1 protein-coding gene (only partly in view) is annotated in these 21,776 nt (G+C 54.1%); it reads right to left on the bottom strand.

What is annotated here, in order from left to right; translation table 11 throughout:
• On the bottom strand, positions 1-21,776 hold the 5' portion of the coding sequence (locus P6574_RS09445) for a non-ribosomal peptide synthase/polyketide synthase (RefSeq protein WP_310620064.1). 13,711 nt of this gene lie to the left of the window's left edge; 21,776 of the gene's 35,487 nt are visible here — the first part of the coding sequence; the start codon lies at positions 21,774-21,776; its stop codon lies off the left edge, out of view.

Genomic DNA, 21,776 nt, shown 5'->3' with positions numbered 1-21,776 from the left:
GAGCGACAGGGGTGATCAGTACTCAGATCATAGGCTGCGGCGAGCAGCCGGGCACCGCGCTGCTGTGCCCGCTCCTGCAACGCCTCCAATGGCTGCCCCTCTTGTGACCAATCCTCAAACACGTTCTGCAGACTTTCGGGCGGATCAATCTCCTGCCACAGGCGGGTATCGCGGCTGACCAGCCGGGTGCGCAGCACCTCATAGCGCTCCAACACCCCTTGTACCGCCTGACGAAGGGCCTGTGTGTCCACAGCCCCGCGCAAGATCAACGGCAGGCCCTCATTGTAGACCGGCTGCCCTTCAAAGCGGGCATTGGCCAGCCACATGCGTTCTTGCTCGAACGAGGCGGAAATGGGCGCCTTGCGATCCACCGGCTCCACAGCTGGTAACGGCTTGTCAAAACGCTCCTCAAGCCGTGTAGCCAGCTGGCGGGCACTGGGGCTTTCAAACACAAGACGTACCGGCACGTGCATACCAAGGGCTTTTTCCAGCCGCAGCGCCAACTGGGCGGCAAAAATAGAATGCCCCCCGATCTCGAAGAAGTTATCATCAAGTCCCACCCGCTCCAGAGAACGGCGATCATGGGCAACCACATCGCGCATGATTTGGCAGATCAGCTCTTCATGCTGGGTTCGCGGCGCCACAAAGCCCACTTGCACGGTTGTTCCTGCTACATCCGGCAGGCCTTTGCGGTCCACTTTTCCTGACGGCGTGAGTGGCAGGCACGACAACCCGACAAACTGGGAAGGTATCATATGGCCGGGCAAGATAGAGGCCAGACCCGAGCGCACCTGCGCCGCATCCAGCACGCTCTCCAGTCTCAAAATATACATGGCCTGATGGTCCGTCTCTCCATCACTCTCAACCGAATGGTCAAGCGCACAGGCCACCAGATCTTCCGTCCTACCTTGCGGCACCACATAGGCCACGAGAGAAACATCCTCTCTTGAGGTCCCTTCAAAACTGCGTGCCACAACAACAGCCTGAACAATGCCCGCTTGCGCTTGCAGCGCCGCCTCAATCTCCCCCAGCTCCACCCGCATGCCGCGGATTTTGACCTGAGTATCCATACGGCCAAGGAATTCCAGCGTGCCATCAGATCGCCAGCGGGCCAGATCCCCGGTGCGATACAGCCGCGCCCCCGCTTTGCCGGAAAACGGATCTGCGATGAACTTCTCAGCAGTTAAACCGGAACGCCTTAGGTAGCCGCGGCTCACCTGAACCCCGCCAATCAGCAGTTCGCCAGAAACTCCAATCGGGACAGGCTGGAGCCTTGGATCCACCACATAGGCCTGCGTGTTGGGCACAGGAGAACCAATGGGCACCTCAGTGTCAGTAAAATCACTACGGGCGATAAAATTGGCAACGCAAACGGTAGTTTCAGTTGGGCCGTAGCCATTGATATAAGAATAGTTTTGGGTAGCCTGATGTACCCAGCGTGAATTCGGTTTATCACCCGCTGTTACCAAAGTTTGCAAGCCACTTGGCGAAGCTCTGAGAAAATCACCCAGCAAAACCGGTGGGAGGGTCAGCATAGTAATGCCTTGCTGTTCCATCTCTCTTGCAAGCAATGTTCCTGAGGCACGCGCCTGTACTGGAACGACACACAACGTTGCCCCAGTACACAGACTCATAAGAGCCTCAGAAAGAGATGCATCAAATCCAATGGCGGCGAACTGGGCTACCCGTTGTGATCGGCCCTTTGAAACATACGTGGCCTGATGCCTTACCAGATTAACCGTATTGCTGTGTGACACAGCAACAGCTTTAGGTTTTCCCGTTGATCCCGATGTATAGATTATATAGGCAAGGTGATGTGTCCTAAACTCTGACCTCCCCTCATCAGATAATATCTTGCAACTAGCAAACTCCTTCAAGCATTCGTTTACACCGATTTTATCCAGCAAGATCCAAGACTGTCTATTATTATCCACATGCTCTGTTATCACAGAACCTGTGTGCCACTTATCTGTCACCCCTAGTCTCACCCCAGCATCTTTTAACATAAAGGCAAGGCGCTCTGGCGGATGTTCAGGGTCCAGCGGCAGGTAGGCCCCACCTGATTTCCAAATGGCCAGCAAGGTGATGATCAGCTGGGCGGAGCGTTCCAGACACACCCCCACCACCTGTTCCGGTCCCACCCCTTGACAGATCAGATACCGGGCCAGACGGTTGGAGGCCGCATCCAACTCGCCATAGCTCAGCTGGTGTGCCCCATCCACCACCGCAACAGCGTCAGGCCGTAGGCGGGCTTGCGCTTCGAACAACTCCACAACCGTTTGATCCTCTGGGTAACTTACGTGTGTGTCGTTAAAGCCGTGCAGAAGATGCTCAAACTCATCCTCACCCAAAAGCGAGTGATCATAAAGACAAGCTTGTGGGGCCTGCACGACCTGCTGTAGTAATCGGCAGTATTGAGCAGCAATACGCTCCACCGTTTGCTGGTCAAACACTTGTGTGGCATAAAATACATTGCCCTCAAGACCACCATCGGTTTCCACACACTCAAAGGCCAGTTCAAACTTTGCTGCCGGGGGCGGGGCCTGCGTAAAACCAGAGATCTCGACTTCTCCTAAATGGGGTTCAAACTCCACCTCAGGAGTATTTTGTAAAATAAAAGCCACCTGTGCCACCGGCGCATGCTGCATGGAACGCACTGGTTCCAGAGCCTGTACCACCGCTTCAAACGGAATTTGGGCATGAGCAAAGGCAGATAACACCACTTCCCGTGTCCGCTGCAGATGCTCTTCAAAGGAACTGGTTAAGTCCACACGGTTGCGCAGCGTCAAGGTGTTAACAAAGAACCCGATCAAGCCTTCGAGCTCAGGCCGGTAACGTCCGGCCTCTGGACTGGCCACCACCACATCCCTGCCCGCCCCAAGGCGGGCCAGCAACACTGCAAACACTGTTTCCAGCACCATGAACAAGGTAGCGGAATGGGACTGTCCCATTTGCTTGAGCTTCGAGTTCAGCTCTTCTGGCACAGTAAATGTTACCACGCTCCCTTGATAGTCCATGGTCTTTGGCCGCGGATGGTCAAAAGGCAGTGTGATGGCTTCCGGTACTCCAGACAGCTCTTCACGCCACCACGAGAGCTCCTTCTCCAATCGCCCCTGACTTAAAACCTGCCGTTGCCACTCCGCATAGTCGGGGTATTGTACCGTAAGGGAGCGCAAACGGGCCACCTCCCCTGTCATCGCTTCTCGGTAAAGCGCAGAGAGTTCGCGCCATAATATTCCCAAAGACCAGCCATCCAACACACTGTGATGGCCGCCTATCACCAACACATGCGTGTGGGAGGCAATACGGAGTAGGGTCACACGGAACAGGGGGCCCTTCATCAGATCAAAGGGACGTCCCAACAGGTCCTGAACCTGTGAAACCAGTGCACCCTCGCTTACCCCATGGCTATCCTCCACGACCAAAACACCAGTTCCCGGCACATCTTTGATAACTTGACAGGGCTGATCGTTCTCACCGGTCTCAAAGACCGTGCGTAAAGCTTCATGGCGACTGACCAAGGCTCCAAAGGCCTGGTCCAGTGCATCCAGGTCCAGCCGACCTTCCAATAGAAATGCCCCTTCAATATGGTAGGCAGCGCCAGCCCGTTCATCCAACTGATCCAAAAACCACAAGCGTTCTTGTTGGAACGATAGCGGCAGCGGATGAGCCCGGTCAGCTGGCACCAGAGGGACATACTCAGAGGCCAATTGGGTGTGATCCAGATAGACAGCCAGTTCAACAACCGTGGGCGCTTCAAACACATGGCGAATGGCAACGTTCTTACCGGTTGCCGCCTGTAGCCGGGTAACCAGCTGGACAGCACGAAGCGAATGACCGCCAAGGGCAAAGAAATTATCCTCCCGTCCCACTTGCTCCACCCCAAGTAGTTCACTGAAGATTGCGGCAATCAGCTGTTCTGTCGCGTTGGCTGGCGCCACAAACCGGCTTTGCACCACCTCTCCACTCACATCCGGCAGGGCCTTGCGGTCCACTTTGCCCGACGGCGTGAGTGGCACACAAGACAGCCCGATAAACTGGGTTGGCACCATGTGGTCAGGAAGGTGCCGTTTAAGGGCAGCACGTAGAGCAACCAGATCAATCAAACCCACCAAACTCAGTTGGGCAGAGGTGGGTGCGTTTCCTTCCCTTGCCTGTGTGTTTGATGTCTGTGAAGAAGAAGGACCTTCCCCATTTTGTAAAGCACTGGGCACCACATAGGCCACCAGCTGTGTTTGGGTTCCCTGTGGGTCCTGCGAGCTGGTGGCTACGACAATGGCTTGACGGATGCCCTCTTGCGATTGCAAGACCGCCTCGATCTCCCCCAGCTCCACCCGCATGCCACGGATTTTGACCTGAGTATCGATGCGGCCCAGATACTCCAGCGTACCATCTGGTCGCCAGCGAGCTAGGTCCCCGGTGCGGTACAGCCGCGCCCCCAATTTACCGGAAAACGGATCGGCGATGAACTTCTCAGCAGTTAAACCAGAACGACCCAGATACCCTCGGCTCACCTGCATCCCACCGATGAGCAGTTCGCCTGCAACACCAATGGGAACTGGCTGCCCCCATGGGTCCACCACATACGTCTGCGTGTTAGATACTGGCGAACCAATAGGGATCGAAGAGCTGTGTATCTCTTCGACCACCGCATAGGACACATTGATGGTGGTCTCCACAGGGCCGTAGTGATTGACCAGACGCCCCACCAATTCTGCATTAAGTAACTTTTGTGCCATACGAAGGGGCAGAGCCTCCCCTCCGCACAGCACTTGCAAATCAAGACTCCCTTTCAAGTCGTCTTGTTCTTGCAAAACTTCAAGGAGTGAGGGGACCACGACCAAGGTGGTTACATGGGCTTGATGTAAACAGCGCCCCAGAGTCTCGGCAAGCATTTGACGCGAGCCTGTCCAGATCACCGCTGTATGTCCATAGGCCAGTGGCCACCATAACTCTTCTGCTGAATAATCAAATCCAAGGCTCGTATAATGAAGTACCCGCTCTACTTTTTTTCTCGCAAACGCGCTATTGACAAAACCAAGATAGTTGGTCAGTTGCCGGTGTTCCACACAGACCCCCTTGGGCCGTCCACTGGAACCGGACGTAAATAAAGTATAACAGAGTGTACTCGGCCAAAGGCGGGCAAGGCGCTCCTGCGGCAGCAGTCGATGTGCCGAAAGCCCAGCTATGGCCGTCTTTGTGATCTGTCCATCCACAAAAAGCCGGCGAACAGACTTATCCTTTTCCAGTTCACCTATGGACCTACAAGCCGTCTTGTCTGTCGCAACCACCTTTGCCCTAGCATCTTTCAGCATAAAGGCGAGGCGCTCTGGCGGATAGTCTGGATCCAGCGGCAGGTAGGCGCCGCCTGCCTTCCAGATGGCCAGCAAGGTGATGATCAGCTGGGCGGAGCGCTCCAGACATACCCCCACCACCTGTTCCGGTCCCACGCCTTGAAAGATCAGATAGCGGGCCAGTCGGTTGGAGGCCGCATCCAGTTCGCCATAGCTCAGCTGATGTGCCCCATCCACCACCGCAACAGCTTCAGGCCGCTGGCGGGCTTGCGCTTCAAACAGGTCCACAACCGTTTGATTTTCTGGGTAACTCACGTGTGTGTCGTTAAAGCCATACAGCAGCTGCTCACGCTCTGCCCCATCCAAAACCGGCAGATCATAAAGAGCTATATGCGGGGCCTGCACGACCCGCTGTAGTAATCGGCAGTATTGGGCAGCAATGTGCTCCGCGGTTTGCTGGTCAAATACTTGAGTGGCAAAAACAAGGGTGCCTTCCAAACCCTGTCGCGTTTCCCAAAGGACAAGTTCCAGCTCAAATTTGGCGCTCACCTCTTTGCTCATGGAAACCGAGGTAGCTACAGCCTCACCAAGGGTCAGCTCGCTCTCCCAATCAGGAACATTTTGCAATGTCAACAGAACTTGTGTAATCGGCGCATGCCCCATGGATCGTTCTGGCGAAAGCGCATCCACCACCTGTCCAAAGGGCACAGTGTCATGGGCAAGCGCCGCCAGAACCGCCTCCTGACATATCTGCAGCTGTTCAGAAAAGGACCGTTTCAGGTTTAATCTATTACGTATCGGCACCGTATTGACAAAGAAGCCAATCAAACCTTCCAGCTCGGTTCTGTTGCGTCCAGCTACCGGGGTAGCAATCACCACTTCCCTCCCCGCTCCAAGGCGAGATAATAGTACCGCAAACACGGTTTCCAGCACCATAAACAAGGTGGCCGTGTGAGCTTGTCCCAACTGTTTGAGCTCTTGGGTAAGCTGCGCGGGAACGGAAAGAGGCACTCGGCTCCCCTTATAGTCCATAATTGGAGGCCTAGGGCGATCAAACGGCAGAGTAATCGCCTCTGGCACTCCTGAAAGCTCTTCAACCCACCATGCCAAATCTAACTTTAAGTGCTCTGATGTCAGTACCTGTCGCTGCCACACTGCATAATCTGCATAGTCTATCGTAAGGGGGGACAGAGGGGCTGGGCTGCCAGTCATAACTTCCCTATAAAGAGCCGCCAGATCCTTGCGCAAAATACCAAAGGACCAACCATCCATCACACTATGGTGTGCGCCAATCACCATCAAATGATAGTTCTGACCCAATCGCAGCAACTCTACCCGAAACAAAGGACCTTTTGCCAAGTCAAAGGAGCGGGTCAGGCAAACTTCAATCCATGCCTCCTGTTGTGTTTTACTCCATCCTTTCCCCTCCTCTTTCCGCACCAAGCCCCGACCTTCGGCAGAAGCAATACGCTGATAGGGCCGACCATAATCACTTTCCACGAAGGTAGTGCGCAAGACAGTATGGCGAGCAACTAGTTTGGCCACAGCCTGATCAAGCGCCACAACATCCAACGGACCCGTCAGGTAGACAGCCATAAAGGTATGATAGGCCGCCCCCGCCCGGGCATCCAGACGATCGAGAAACCACAGCCGCTCTTGCTGTAACGAGAGCGGCAGAAGCTGATTGTGGTCTTGGGGCACCAGCGGCATCTGATCATAGAAGGTGGTCATGGTCTGCAGTTGCAGTGCTAGCCCAGCAACTGTTGGATTTTCAAACACATCGCGCACTGCAACTGTCTTGCCCACAGACTGAGACAACCGTGACACCAGTCGCACTGCACTGAGCGAGTGTCCTCCCAGATCAAAAAAACTGTCATTGCGGCCCACCCGTTCTACTCCCAGAATGTTGGTGAAGGTTTCTGCCACCAGCCATTCCTGAGAGCTTTGCGGTGCTGCATACCCCACTTGAACAGTGCTGCCCGCCACATCGGGCAATGCTTGGCGATCACGTTTGCCCGTAGCGGTGAGAGGTAGATATGTGAGCCCTACAAAACGGACAGGAATCATATGCTGTGGTAGTGTTTGCTGCAGTGCCCGGCGTAGTTCCATGAGATCGGGCAGGATTGGGGACGGTAATACCAGCGGGCAATTCGTCTTCAATGGGGGCTGTCCCACATCGATTTCCTTCCCCTTTTGTTCCTCAAGTACAGATTGAGGTACCACATAAGCCGTCAGCTGAACCTCTCTCCCTTCTGCCTTGCGTGCCACCACAGCGGCCTGAGCAATAGCCCCTTGCCTCTGAAGTGCCATCTCTATCTCGCCCAGCTCCACTCGCATACCCAGAACTTTCACCTGACGATCCATACGGCCTATCAGCTCAAGCGTGCCATCGGAGCGCCACCGGGCAAGATCTCCGGTGCAGTAAAGACGTTCGCCCCCCTTATTCGAAAACGGATCAGCGATAAACTTTTGCGCTGTCAGTTTTGCCTGCCCCACATAGCCACGGGCTGCGGCCTGTCCACCCACATGAACCTGCCCGGTTACCCCCACCGGTGCCAACCCAAGATAGGTGTCCAGAATGTATATCTTGGCCACGCCAAAGGGGCGCAGCTCCGTCATGCTATCACTAGACAAAATCTGAGAGCTAATAGCCGAAACTGCTCCCGTTTCCGTTGAGCCGAAAGAGTTGTGCAGCTGTGCATGAGTGGCTACTGGCTCAAGATCTTGCCACTTGGGGGCTTCTCCGGTTACCACAAACACTTTCTGTGCAAAGTCAAATTCTTCGGAGGCAGACCCCAGAAGAGAAGGGAGACCAACCAGATAATTAATGGATTTCTCTTTCACAAACGCCCAGAAGTCTTGTGCATCAAAGGGCCCACGCTTGTGGTAAATCTCCACACAGCCTCCTGTGACAAGCATCGGCAACACTTCTTCAAAAAAAACAACCCAAATATGGGGTGCACGCTGTAAACCATGTAAATGGGATTGAATCTGTAGCCCCTGACAGTACCCCCAAGCAAGGTGCACAAGGTTGTCATGGCTCCCAACAACTCCTTTGGGATGTCCCGATGAACCAGAGGTATAGATCACATAGGCCTGCCTCTTAGGCTGCAGGTTTAAAGAGGGGAGAGAAGTTACCTCCACTTGGTCAGAGTGCATTTGCAGACAAAAACTATCTAGGCATACAAAAGGAACATTCAGACGCTCCATTCCCTCATGCTGCATCAAACCACTGGATTTCGAGAGGATCATTAGTCCTGCATTAGCATCTTGTACCAAAAAGGCTAGGCGTTCTGGCGGGTCCTGCGGGTCCAATGGCAAGTAAACCCCGCCTGCTTTCCAGATCGCCAGCAGTATAATGATCAGCTCGGCTGAGCGCTCCATGCACACGCCTACCACTTGCTCAGGTTCCACCCCTTTGGTCAGTAGATAGTGGGCCAGCCGGCTGGATGATTGATCCAGTTCTCCATAGCAAACCTCCAGTTGACCATGAATAACAGCTCTCGACTGCGGGTATAAACGAGCCTGCGTCTCAAACAGATCTATAACCGTTAGGTCTATGGGTTCATCCGAAACAGGGTTTTGGTAGTCATACAGCAGATGATCCCGCTGGCTCCCGTCCAGAAGGCACATCTCATGCAGGCTCTTTTGTGGAGCATGGGAAACATCCTCCAAAAACAGTTGGAACATGGCTGCAATTCTTGCGCATGTCGTTGGCTCAAACAGCTGGGAGGCATAGTTCAGCGTACCACTCAAGCCTTGGGGGCCTTCGGTCAAATCCAGCGTCAGGTCAAACTTTGCGGTTTGTTCTTCACTCTCAATCTGGTGCGCTACGCTGTTGCCAAGATGTAGCATCTCTGGCCCCAGCGGGGTGTTTTGCAATACCAGCAACACCTGCGTTAATGGAGGGTGTCTCAAGGTGCGCACCGGTGTCACCGCATCCACAATCGCTTCAAACGGCACCATATCATGGGCAAACGCTGCCAGTATTGCTTGCTGACACACATTAAGTTGTTCAGTAAACGATCTACTCAGATTAATCCGATTGCGCACGGCCAGAGTATTGACAAAAAGGCCGACCATCCCTTCCAGTTCAGGTAGGGATCGACCTGCCACCGAGGTGGCAATTACCACATCGTTTCCTGCACCAAGACGACACAAAAAAGCTGCCATAGCCGTCTCCAGAACCATAAACAAGGTGGCGTTATGCCGCCTGCCCAAGTCTTTCAGTCCCTGTGTCACCTGAGAAGAAACAGAGAATGATACCATGCCGCCAGCATAGTTCATCTGCCTTGGTCGAGGATAATCAAATGGCAGAGAAATCACCTGAGGCATCCCCGACAACTCCTGCATCCACCAATTAACTTCTTCCTTCAAGCTTTCGTGCGACAATACTTTGCGTTGCCAGACCGCATAATCGGCATACTGAATAGGTGTAGGTAAGTGGGCGGAGCTACCTTCACACGCCTGCAAATAAAACATCGAAAGGTCCTGCCATAAAATGGAAAGAGACCAGCCGTCTAAGACACTGTGATGTCCACGGAACACTAAAATTTGTGAGGTTGGAGAACACAATAATAGTGTGAGAGTGAACAGCGGCCCTTTATCCAATGCAAACCGTTGCGATTCCAGTTCTCGCACCCACTCCATCTGCCGCTGTCTGTCCAGACTAGATACATCCTTAACAACCATCTCAGAGCCTGTTACGGGGCAGATACGTTGCGATGGCTGCCCATGACTTTCACTGACAAGCACCGTGCGTAAAGCTTCATGGCGGGCCAGCAAATCCCAAACTGCCCGATCAAGGGCAACTCGGTTGATGTGTCCCTCTATCTGCCAAGCACCTGTAATGCTATAGGCAGCGCCAGCCCCTTCATCCAACTGATCCAAAAACCACAAGCGTTCTTGTTGGAACGATAGCGGCAGCGGATGAGCCCGGTCAGCTGGCACCAGAGGGACATACTCAGAGGCCAATTGGGTGTGATCCAGATAGACAGCCAGTTCAACAACCGTGGGCGCTTCAAACACATGGCGAATGGCAACGTTCTTACCGGTTGCCGCCTGTAGCCGGGTAACCAGCTGGACAGCACGAAGCGAATGGCCGCCAAGGGCAAAGAAATTATCCTCCCGTCCCACTTGCTCCACCCCAAGTAGCTCACTAAAGATTGCGGCAACCAGCTGTTCTGTCGCGTTGGCTGGCGCCACAAACCGGCTTTGCACCACCTCTCCACTCACATCCGGCAGGGTCTTGCGGTCCACTTTGCCCGACGGCGTGAGTGGCACACAAGACAGCCCGATAAACTGGGCTGGCACCATGTGGTCAGGAAGGTGCCGTTTAAGGGCAGCACGTAGAGCAACCAGATCAATCAAACCCACCAAACTCAGTTGGGCAGAGGTGGGTGCGTTTCCTTCCCTTGCCTGTGTGTTTGATGCCTGTGAAGAAGAAGGACCTTCCCCATTTTGTAAAGCACTGGGCACCACATAGGCCACCAGCTGTGTTTGGGTTCCCTGTGGGTCCTGCGAGCTGGTGGCTACGACAATGGCTTGACGGATGCCCTCTTGCGATTGCAAGACCGCCTCGATCTCCCCCAGCTCCACCCGCATGCCACGGATTTTGACCTGAGTATCGATGCGGCCCAGATACTCCAGCGTGCCATCAGACCGCCAGTGGGCCAGATCCCCGGTGCGGTACAGCCGCGCCCCCGCTTTGCCGGAAAACGGATCCGCGATGAACTTCTCAGCAGTCAATCCCGAACGACCCAAATAACCTCTGGCAAGTCCCGCGCCTGCCACAAGCAGCTCTCCAGACACACCCAGAGGAGCTAAACCCAGCCACTCATCCAGCACATACAGTTGCAAATCAGGCAGAGCCCTGCCAATGCAGCTTCCCCCTCCAGCACCTCTATCAAGGAGCACCGGGAAATAGGTAGAATGCACCGTTGTCTCTGTAATGCCATACATATTGACAAAGCTTGGCCGCAAACCACTGTCTTGCTGTTGCAAAGGTGCCAGCAGGCTAAGATCAAATGCTTCACCACCAAAAATCACCAACCGAAGCGAACTGGTATCCGAGTCAGAATGCAGCAGATGTTCAAGCAGTCCAGCAAAGGCTGTGGGGGTCTGGTTGAGAACACTCACTCCTCTTTTAATCACAAGATCTGCAAAGGCATGTGGGGAGCGGGCAATCCAAAGCGGGACAACCACCGCCCTCCCCCCTGTACATAAGGCCCCCCACATCTCCCAGAGAGAAAAGTCAAAGGCATACGAGTGGAACAGGGACCACACATCCGCAGGCCCAAACTGGAACCATCTTTGTGTAGCTTTGAGCAGCCGCACCACATTGTGGTGCGGTACCATTACCCCCTTGGGTATTCCAGTAGAACCAGAGGTATAGATCACATAGGCAAGGGAACGGGGTGTCAGTGAACTCTCTAAGTAACTTTGTGTAAGTACTTTGCCGCTGAACGCCGTTAACGATTGTCGAATATCGATATCATCCAGAACAACCAGACGTATCTCGCCTGCTTTCGCATTCAGGGCAGCAGCTTCCCTCATATTACGGTGGGTGAGAACCACCCTCACCCCAGCGTCTCCCAGCATGAAAGCGAGGCGCTCTGGCGGATAGTCTGGATCAAGCGGTAGATAGGCCCCGCCTGCCTTCCAGATGGCCAGCAAGGTGATGATCAGCTCAGCGGAGCGTTCCAGACACACGCCGACTACCTGCTCTAATCCCACCCCTTGGCTAATCAGATAACGGGCCAGACGGTTGGAGGCCGCATCCAACTCGCCATAACTCAGCTGGTGTTCCCCATCCACCACCGCAACCGCCTCAGGCTGCTGACGGGCTTGTGCTTCGAACAGGTCCACAACCGTTTGATCCTCTGGGTAACTCACGTGTGTGTCGTTAAAGCCGTGCAGCAGCTGCTCACGCTCTGCCCCATCCAAAAGCTGAAGCAACGCAACGGGTGTGTCAGGTGTTTGCAACGCAGAAGTTAAGAACCGCTGCAGCATGGCCCCGAGGCGTTGGACAGTTTTCTCGTCAAAGACATCTGTGGCATACTCCATGGAGAGGATCACACCTGAGGTGCAGGGGTTGATATCCACCGTCAGATCATATTTCGAGATCGGCGGATGTGAGCCCTCAAGGTACTCCGCCTCAACCCCGTCCAGCAGCACAGCTCCTTCATCGCGAAACGCATGCATCACCAACAGCACCTGAAACACCGGGGTGACGGTGGCAGCTGTGTCCTCCAAAGCGGAAACAACCTGTTCAAAGGGAACATACTGATGGCTAAAGGCATCCTGCACGCAGGTACGGGCCTGTGTCACCAAACTCTCAAAACTCTCTTGCCCATCAACCGGCAGGCGCAGGGCTAATGTATTACCAAAGTAGCCAAACTCGGGCCACAAGGCCGCATCGGGCTTCATCACATGCGGCGTGCCCAGAACAATGTTCTGATTACCACAGACCCGGGCAAGAAAGCTGGAAAGCGCTGCCACAAACACCATAAATGGCGTGGCTTCATGACGGGCGGCAAACGCCTCCACTTGCCGCCACTGGTCCGGGTCCAGTCCCGGTGTGATAATCCGGCGTCCGGCAAAGCTGCGCTGCTGCGGCCGCGGCCGATCAAACGGCAAGTCCAACGCTTGTGGTATGCCAGACAGGGTCTGTTGCCACCACTGCAGCTCTTCAGCCAATACCGACGCCATCGCCTCGGACCGCTGCCAGGCGGCATAGTCTGCATAGTGCAGCGGTAAGGGAGGCAAAGCTACCGGACGTCCCTCTGTGGCTGCCTCATAAAGCGCGGCAAAATCGGCGGGCAGCACATGGCTGAGCGACCAATTGTCCCCCACACTGTGGTGGGTGGCCAGACACCACACATGAACGGTTGGCGAGAGCTTGAGCACCAGCGAGCGACAGGGGTGATCAGTACTCAGATCATAGGCGGCGGCGAGCAGCCGGGCACCGCGCTGCTGTGCCCGCTCCTGCAACGCCTCCAATGGCTGCCCCTCTTGTGACCAATCCTCAAACACGTTCTGCAGGCTTTCGGGCGGATCAATCTCCTGCCACAGGCCGGTATCGCGGCTGACCAGCCGAGTACGCAGCACCTCATAGCGCTCCAACACCCCTTGCACCGCCTGACGAAGGGCCGGTGTGTCCACAGCCCCGCGCAGGATCAGCGGCATGCCTTCATTGTAGACTGGCTGCCCCTCAAAGCGGGCATTGGCCAGCCACATGCGCTCTTGCTCGAACGAGGCGGGAATGGGCGCCTTGCGATCCACCGGCTCCACAGCTGGCAACGGCTTGTCAAAACGCTCCTCAAGCCGTGTAGCCAGCTGGCGGGCACTGGGGCTTTCAAACACAAGGCGCACCGGCACGTGCATACCAAGGGCTTTTTCCAGCCGCAGCGCCAACTGGGCGGCAAAAATAGAATGGCCCCCGATCTCGAAGAAGTTATCATCAAGTCCCACCCGCTCCAGAGAACGGCGATCATGGGCAATCACATCGCGCATGATCTGGCAGATCAGCTCTTCATGCTGGGTTCGCGGCGCCACATAGCCCACTTGAACGGTTGTTCCCGCTACATCCGGCAGGGCTTTGCGGTCTACTTTTCCTGACGGCGTGAGTGGCAGGCACGACAACCCGACAAACTGGGAAGGGATCATATGGCGGGGCAAGATAGAGGCCAGACACGAGCGCACCTGCGCCACATCCAGCACCCCTTCCAGCCGCAAGATGTGCATGGCCTGCTGGTCTGTCTTAGCGCCGCCATCACTCTCAACTGAATGGTCAAGCGCACAGGCCACCAGATCTTCCGTCCTACCTTGCGGCACCACATAGGCCACGAGAGAAACATCCTCTCTTGAGGTCCCTTCAAAACTGCGTGCCACAACAACAGCCTGAACAATGCCCGCTTGCGCTTGCAGCGCCGCCTCAATCTCACCCAGCTCCACCCGCATGCCGCGGATTTTGACCTGAGTATCGATGCGGCCCAGATACTCCAGCGTGCCATCAGATCGCCAGCGAGCCAAGTCCCCGGTACGATAGAGGCGTGCACCTTTCTTGCCCGAAAACGGATCGGCAATGAACTTCTCAGCAGTTAAACCGGAACGCCTTAGGTAGCCGCGGCTCACCTGAACCCCGCCAATCAACAGTTCACCAGAAACTCCAATCGGGACCGGCTGCCCCCATGGGTCCACCACAAAGGCTTGTACATTTTGTGCCGGAACTCCGATGGAGTTGCTATATTCTGAAGTCAGTCGACTGGTAGTGACTGTAACAGTACATTCAGTTGGCCCATATGTGTTCCATGCCGTGGGAGCCAATTCAGTCAAATAGTGCGCAAGGTCAGATCCAAGCGCCTCTCCCCCACTAACTACACAAGTGAGCTCTTTGGCCTGCAAGCCAGCTTCTTTCATGGAATACCACAGACTTGGTGTGGCATGGATGAAACTTGGTTTATAACGCTTGCAGATATGCTCTAGTTGTTTGGCGTCCACCAGTTCTTTAGGATCTAAGATGATAATAGAAGCCCCATGGCAAAGCGGTAGGAAAACCTGCTCAATAGTCACATCAAATGATAGACTTGAAGAAAATAGAACGCGATCTTGTGGGGTAAGACCACAGTCTTTCTGGCACGCCCTGATAAAATTTGTAACACTTAAGAGTTCAAGTGAAACACCTTTTGGCTGGCCTGTAGTACCAGATGTATATAGGATATAAGCTAAACTATGCCGGTGAATGGGCTGGGAATACTTACATGTATTTAAGGTAGAGGATGAATAGCTTTCGATGTGTTCAAGGGTAGACGGTACATTATACAAGATTGTGCCGAAGGAGGCTGAACCACCGGTAGGGTTTACTACAAACTCACCTGTGCTTACCAGTACTTTAATGTCTGCATCCCTCAGCATAAAGGTGAGGCGCTCTTGAGGGTAGTCCGGATCTAACAGCAAATAGGCCCCGCCTGCCTTCCAGATGGCCAACAAGACAATGACCAACAAATTGGAGCGCTCCAAGCATACTCCCACCACCTGCTCCGGTCCCACTCCTTGAGCAACCAGGTAGCGGGCCAGACGGTTGGACGCAGCATCCAACTCGCCATAGCTCAGCTCATTGTCGCCTTCTATCACTGCAACCGCCTCAGGCTGCTGGCGGGCCTGCGCCTCAAACAGGTCCACAACTGTTTGGTCTTCCGGATAACTGACAGCGGTATCATTGAAACCGTGCAACAGTTGATCCTGCTCTGCCAAATCTAACAGCGGAAGAAAGGCGATGGGCGTTTGCGGGGCGCTTAACGCCCCTAATAAAAAACGCTGTAACATAGCCCCAATTCGGTCGACTGTGGCCTTGTCAAATACATCTGTCGCGTAGCGCAAACAAAAGCCAACCCCTGAGGACCCTGGAGCAATATCAATGACTAGATCATACTTGGCCACTGCCGGTAGCGCCGCTTCCATCATTTCCACATCTAGACCATCAAAGTATATGGCTCCTTCTTCTTCATAGGCATGCATCACCACTAGAACCTGAAAAAGCGGAGAGGTATTCGAAGGCGCGCTTGCACATGCGGATACGACCTCCTCAAAAGGGACATATTGATGGGTAAAGGCTGCACGGACACACGCTTTTGCCTGTGCAAACAGCTCGGTAAAGTTTGCTGCCCCGTCAACTTGATTGCGCAGGGCAAGTGTATTGCCAAAATAACCAAACTCATCCCACAAAGCGGTATCCGGTTTCATTACATGCGGAGCCCCGATTACGATATCATTGCTCTGGCACAGTTGGGATAAAAGCCCCCACAGGGCAGCCACAAACACCATAAAGGGGGAGCCTTCCTGATGGACCGCGTAAGTCTCGATGTCACGCCAATGTGTAGGGCTCAGACCTTCCAAAACAAGACTACCGCCAATATGGGTGCGTGTTACCAGCGGCGCCCGGTCAAAAGGCAACTCAAGAGCTTCAGGCGCTCCTGCAAGGGTCTTTGCCCACCAGCTCAGTTCTTTGGTCAGTACAGGGGCTAGAGCTTGAGAACGTTGCCATGCGGCATAGTCTGCATACTGCAGCTCCCTGTCTGGTAACTGCGCAGCCTCACCCAGCACTGCAGCATGATACAGTTTGGAAAAGTCCGCAGGCATCACATGATTGAGAGCCCAGTTATCGCCCACACTGTGGTGGTTTGCAAAACACCAAACATGAAGATTGGCACAGATCTTCACAACAAGGGATCGACATGGATACTCGCGGCTCAGATCATAAGGAGCTGCCAGCAGCTGAGCACATTTATACTCCGCATCTGAAAGCAGCGCCTGCGGGCTTTTTTTTCGATCCGACCAGTCCTCGAAGCGGGACGCCAGACTGGCAGGCGGGTCGATCTCTTGCCACAAATGGCCGTCGTGGTTGACAAGGCGGGTACGTAGCACCTCGTAGCGATCAAGTATCCCCTGCACCGCCTGAAGCAGAGCCTCTGTATTGACCTCCCCCTTGAACACCAGTGGCAGGCCCTCATTATATACCGGTTTACCCTCAAAGCGGGCATTGGCCAGCCACATACGCTGTTGTTCAAAAGACGCCGGGATGGGCTGGGTACGGTCGACCGGCGTAACCGGAGGAAGCAGGCGTTCAAAAGTCTCTTCCAGACGAACAGCCAACAGGCGCGCCGTAGGACTTTGGAACACTAGGCGGATTGGAACATGTCGCCCCAAGGCCTTTTCCAGTCGCATGGCAAATTGGGCCGCAAAGATTGAGTGACCGCCAATATCAAAGAAATTATCATCAATTCCAACCTTCTCCAGTGTATGACGATCATGAACAATCACATCACGCATAATCTGGCAGATGAGTGTCTCTTCCTGTGTACGGGGTGAAACATAAGCAGCTTGGGCAGTAGTAGCTGCAACACGGGGAAGCGCCTTCCGGTCCAGTTTACCTGATGAAGTAACCGGCAGGTGTGAAATTGCCACATAGTAGGCCGGAACCATATGTTCTGGCAGGATTTGCCTGAGAGAGCCACGAAGGTCTGTCAGGCTAATAAGCTCTTTGATGTCCAGCGCCTCGGCAGTCAGTGGGGTGGCAACCTTTTGGGGAACAAGACTGCTATTCTTTGAAATCTGTTCGGGAACCACATAGGCTACAAGTTGGGTCTGTAGGCTATGTTGCGTGCTTGCCTCCACTACCGCCAGAGCAATGCCCTGTTGCGTTTGAAGGGCTGCCTCAATCTCCCCTAGCTCCACCCGCATACCGCGGATTTTTACTTGTGTATCGATACGCCCCAGATACTCCAGTGTTCCATCAGATCGCCAGCGGGCCATATCGCCTGTACGGTACAGCCGCCCGCCTGCTTTTCCGGAAAACGGATCAGCAATGAACTTTTCGGCGGTTAAACCAAAGCGCCCCAAATAGCCCCGGCTCACCTGTAACCCGCCAATGAGCAGTTCACCTGAAACTCCTATCGGAACAGGCTCCAGCCGCCCGTCGACAACATAGGCCTGTGTATTAGCCGCAGGAGCACCAATAGGCACCACATCCTCGGCATCTGTGGTCAGATAAGCGGTTACTTCAACAGTTGCCTCTGTCGGTCCATACAAGTTGATCAAACAGACTTTACTGTCGATCTTGGAAGTTAAGGTGTGGAAGCGCATCACCGAACTAGCTTTTAAGGCTTCACCACTTGTAAAGACAGTCCTTACTGAAGTCAGGCTCGCCCCCTCCTCACCACCCTCCATATATGCCAAATAGGGATCAAACATGCTTGGCACAAAATGCACAACACTGACTTTGTGATCCGTTATAGTCTGACAGATTACCGAAATCTCCCGATGGGCCTTAGGAGACAACATCACTACACTTGCCCCATGACAAGCCCACCAAAACAACTCGCCTACTGACACATCAAATGTAAATGGTGTCTTTTGCAAAAGTACATCTTCCGGACCCAGAGGAACTATTGCCTGAACCCACCTTAGGCGGTTCATGATCCCTTCATGTGTCACCATCACCCCTTTTGGGGCGCCGGTGGAGCCGGACGTGTAGATCACATAGGCCAGAGTGCGGGATCTGGATGAGCAATGGGACAAAGCAGCGGTAAGCGATTCGCTACTAACACTCACCAATTCCTGCTGCTGAGCCGGTCTATCTAGAACAATTAGGAAAAGCTCGTCTTGTGAATCTCTAAAAGTACCAGCCTCTACGACATTGCTTTGTGTGAGGACCACTCTTGCGTCGGCATCTTTCAACATGAAGGTCAAACGTTGCTGCGGGTAGTCTGGATCCAACGGTAAATAGGCACCACCTGCCTTCCAAATGGCCAGCAAGGAGATAATCAGCTGGGCGGAGCGTTCCAGACATACCCCGATCACCTGCTCAGGTCCCACGCCTTGGGTGATCAAGTAGCGGGCCAGACGGTTGGAAGTGGCATCCAACTCGCCATAACTGAGCTTATTGTCGCCTTCGATCACAGCAACAGCTTCAGGCTGCTGGCGGGCCTGCGCCTCAAATAAATCCACCACCGTTGCATCCGTGGGATACTCAACCTCTGTGTTATTGAAGCCGTGCAGCAATTGTTTGTATTCCTGAGCTCCCAGAAGCACTAAATCATGCAGGCGTGTGTCCGGCGTACGCCCTACCCCTTTCAGTAAGTGGACAAACGCTTTCTGAAGTCGGTGTACCGTTGCCTCTTCAAAAAGCAGTTTTGAAAAGCGCAGCTCTGCGTGTAAGCCCTCTCCGGAGTGACGTAAAAACAGGGCCAACTCAAACGGAACAGGATAAGCTGTCTCACTATTTTGCATGACAGCCCATTTGGTGCGCAAAGTGGTCTGATGGGGGCTTTCAAGCCAATCTTGCCAGAACAGCCATATCTGGATCGCTGGGGACTGTCTGTTGCTCTGCCATTGCTCCAGCCCCTCGAAGACCTGCGTAAAGGGCAAAGTTTCATGAGCAAAAGCTCCATAAATCATTTGTTTCGAGTGCTGCAGTTGCTCTGCAAAGGAGCGGGAAAGATCCATTGAGTTACGAAGGAGAAGGTACTTCTCGAAACATCCCGTCATCTGCGTCAATTCTGGCCGACACCGCCCTGACACCCCAGTCCCAATCACCACGTCCTCACCAGCACCGAAACGTGAAAGCAAGCTGGCAAAAGCAGTCTCCAGCACCATAAACAAGCTGGCACCGTGTTCTTCGGCCAACGCTTTCAGCTGCTGCACACTCGAAGCAGGAATACTAAAGCCAACCGAGCCAATGGAAAGGTCCCACTGTATTGGCTTTGGATGGTCATAGGGTAAGGGGATCGCGCCCGGTGCTCCAGACAGCTCTTGTCTCCACCATTGCACGCCCTCCACCATAGGGGAGGAAGAAAGCAGCTCCTGCTGCCAAACTGCATAGTCAACATAACTCAGTGGCAAGACCGCAAGATCTACTGGCGTTCCCACAACCTCCTGCGTATAAAGGCGACTGAGGTCTTCAAGCAATAAACGGCAGCTCCAGTTGTCATAAAGCGCCAGTGGCCCTGCTAAAAATAGCAACATACGGTCTTGCTTTTGTTGCAGCAGATGAGCCTGCAAGGTACTCCCTAGCTCATGATCAAACATACTCTGTTGAACAGCGTTAGCCCGCTCGCAAAAGGCTTGCCCACCCACATTGGAGAGGTCTTCAAAATTAAAAGAAAGTGCGGATTGTGGGACTTCCCCGATCATCTGCATATACTTTCCCGCCTGCACATTTAAAGCGCTACGCAGGCACGTATGGCGCTCAACTAATCGGACCAATGCTTGCTGCAGTGCTTCTATCACTACAGCATCACGGAGTACGAAAGTTGTTGCCCTGCTGTTGTGCCCAGAACCGCCAGTGCACGTTGAGTTTAAAAACAACAGGTTCTCTTGCTGAGTAGACAAGGGTTGCTCACCACGGCTTTCGCATGGTGTAAGGGGAATTGCATGCTGAGAGGCCTGCCCAATCATGCAAAACGTGAACCGCTCCGTGTCGAAGCAGCGGTCCTCATTGTCAACAAGAGACCCCCTATTAGCTCTCCAAGGCTCCAGATCTACCACACAGTAAGTCTGGCCGCAGAAGCTCACCCAGTCCTTCAGCCGACCCAGCACATACAGGACGCCCTCCTGCAGCACCCCCAGATCACCGGTGCGCAGCCATGTCTGCCCGCTATTCTCTCCGTGAACCTGTGCCCTAAACACTCGCTGGGTCAGTTCTGCCTTACGCCAATAGCCGCTGGCAGTGGATGGGTTGCTGAGCCAGACCTCGCCCGCAGTTCCCTCCTGCTGTTGCTCGCAGGTCTGCGGGTCGACAATGAGGATCTGCTGTGTATTTACCACCTGCCCAACCGAAATCACGGCCCGCTCCCCAACCTGAGCCGTTGCTAATTGAGCAACCAAAGCTCCGGAAGATCTATGAATAAGACCTGCCCTTTCTTTGCTGTCCGCATTATCCAGTGGCCACGGTTGCCGTGCAGTGGCCAGCCCCCCAGCTTCTACAACCCCATAGGCAGAACAAAATGCTGATGCTTGAAAGCCATGATCCGCAAAAGTACGGACAAACGCCTCGAGTGTCGCCGGCTGTATCGGTTCTATACCGACTAATGCAAATCTTAGGCTGGACAACTCAATGCCTGCCCGCTGTTCCTTCTGGAGCTCATCACAGCACAATTGATAGGCGTAGGCGGGTGCCACGGTGAGTGTAGAACGGGTCTGGCTAATCAAATACAGCCAGCGCTTGGGGCGCTGTATGAAGCTCTGTGGAGCCATCAGGTTGGCCGGACACCCCAGATACAGCGGCAGCAAGATGGTGCCAATGAGCCCCAGATTATGAAACGGGGGCAACCAGCTGCACATGCCCTCTACTATCTCATCTGCCCACCCGTATCCACTAGTTATTAGCTCCTGAATATATCTCAAGTTCTTTAATATCTGTAGATGGGTCGCTATCACTCCTCTGAGCTGGCCTGTAGTACCATATGGGTATTGCAGATAAGAGATGGAACTAGGATTGTACTTGACAGGCTGCCAGTCTTTCCATTCTTCTAGCTCGCTATCGTTAATGGCGAGGCAGAACAGTGCAGGGTCAGCCTGTTCCCAGGGCCTTAGGCTGTCCAACTGCTCGTATTGACACAATACACATCGGGCCTCGGCATCTGAGATTACTGCTTCCAGCCGCTCTACATATTTGACGTTACACGGCGGAGCGGCCGGAACGGCAATGATACCGGCCAGCTGACAGGCAAAAAAAGCGATGATGTAATCCAGACCCGGGGGGCACACCACGATGGCCCGATCTCCTTGAGCCAATCGCCGGGACAGCAATGCGCCAACCACCCGAGCCTGTTGCCACAATTGCCCATAGGACAGTTCTGTAGCGAGGACTTCCTCTTCTCCTTGAAACCGAGAGAACCGAAACGCAAGCTGGTCCGGTCCCTCTTGTGCACGTACTTCTAGCAAGTGAGATAAGGTTTCCAGCGAAAACGAATGTACATTCAT

This window comes from Pseudovibrio sp. M1P-2-3 (assembly GCF_031501865.1).
Lineage (GTDB): Bacteria > Pseudomonadota > Alphaproteobacteria > Rhizobiales > Stappiaceae > Pseudovibrio > Pseudovibrio corallicola.
This window is presented reverse-complemented; position numbering and strand designations above follow the sequence as displayed.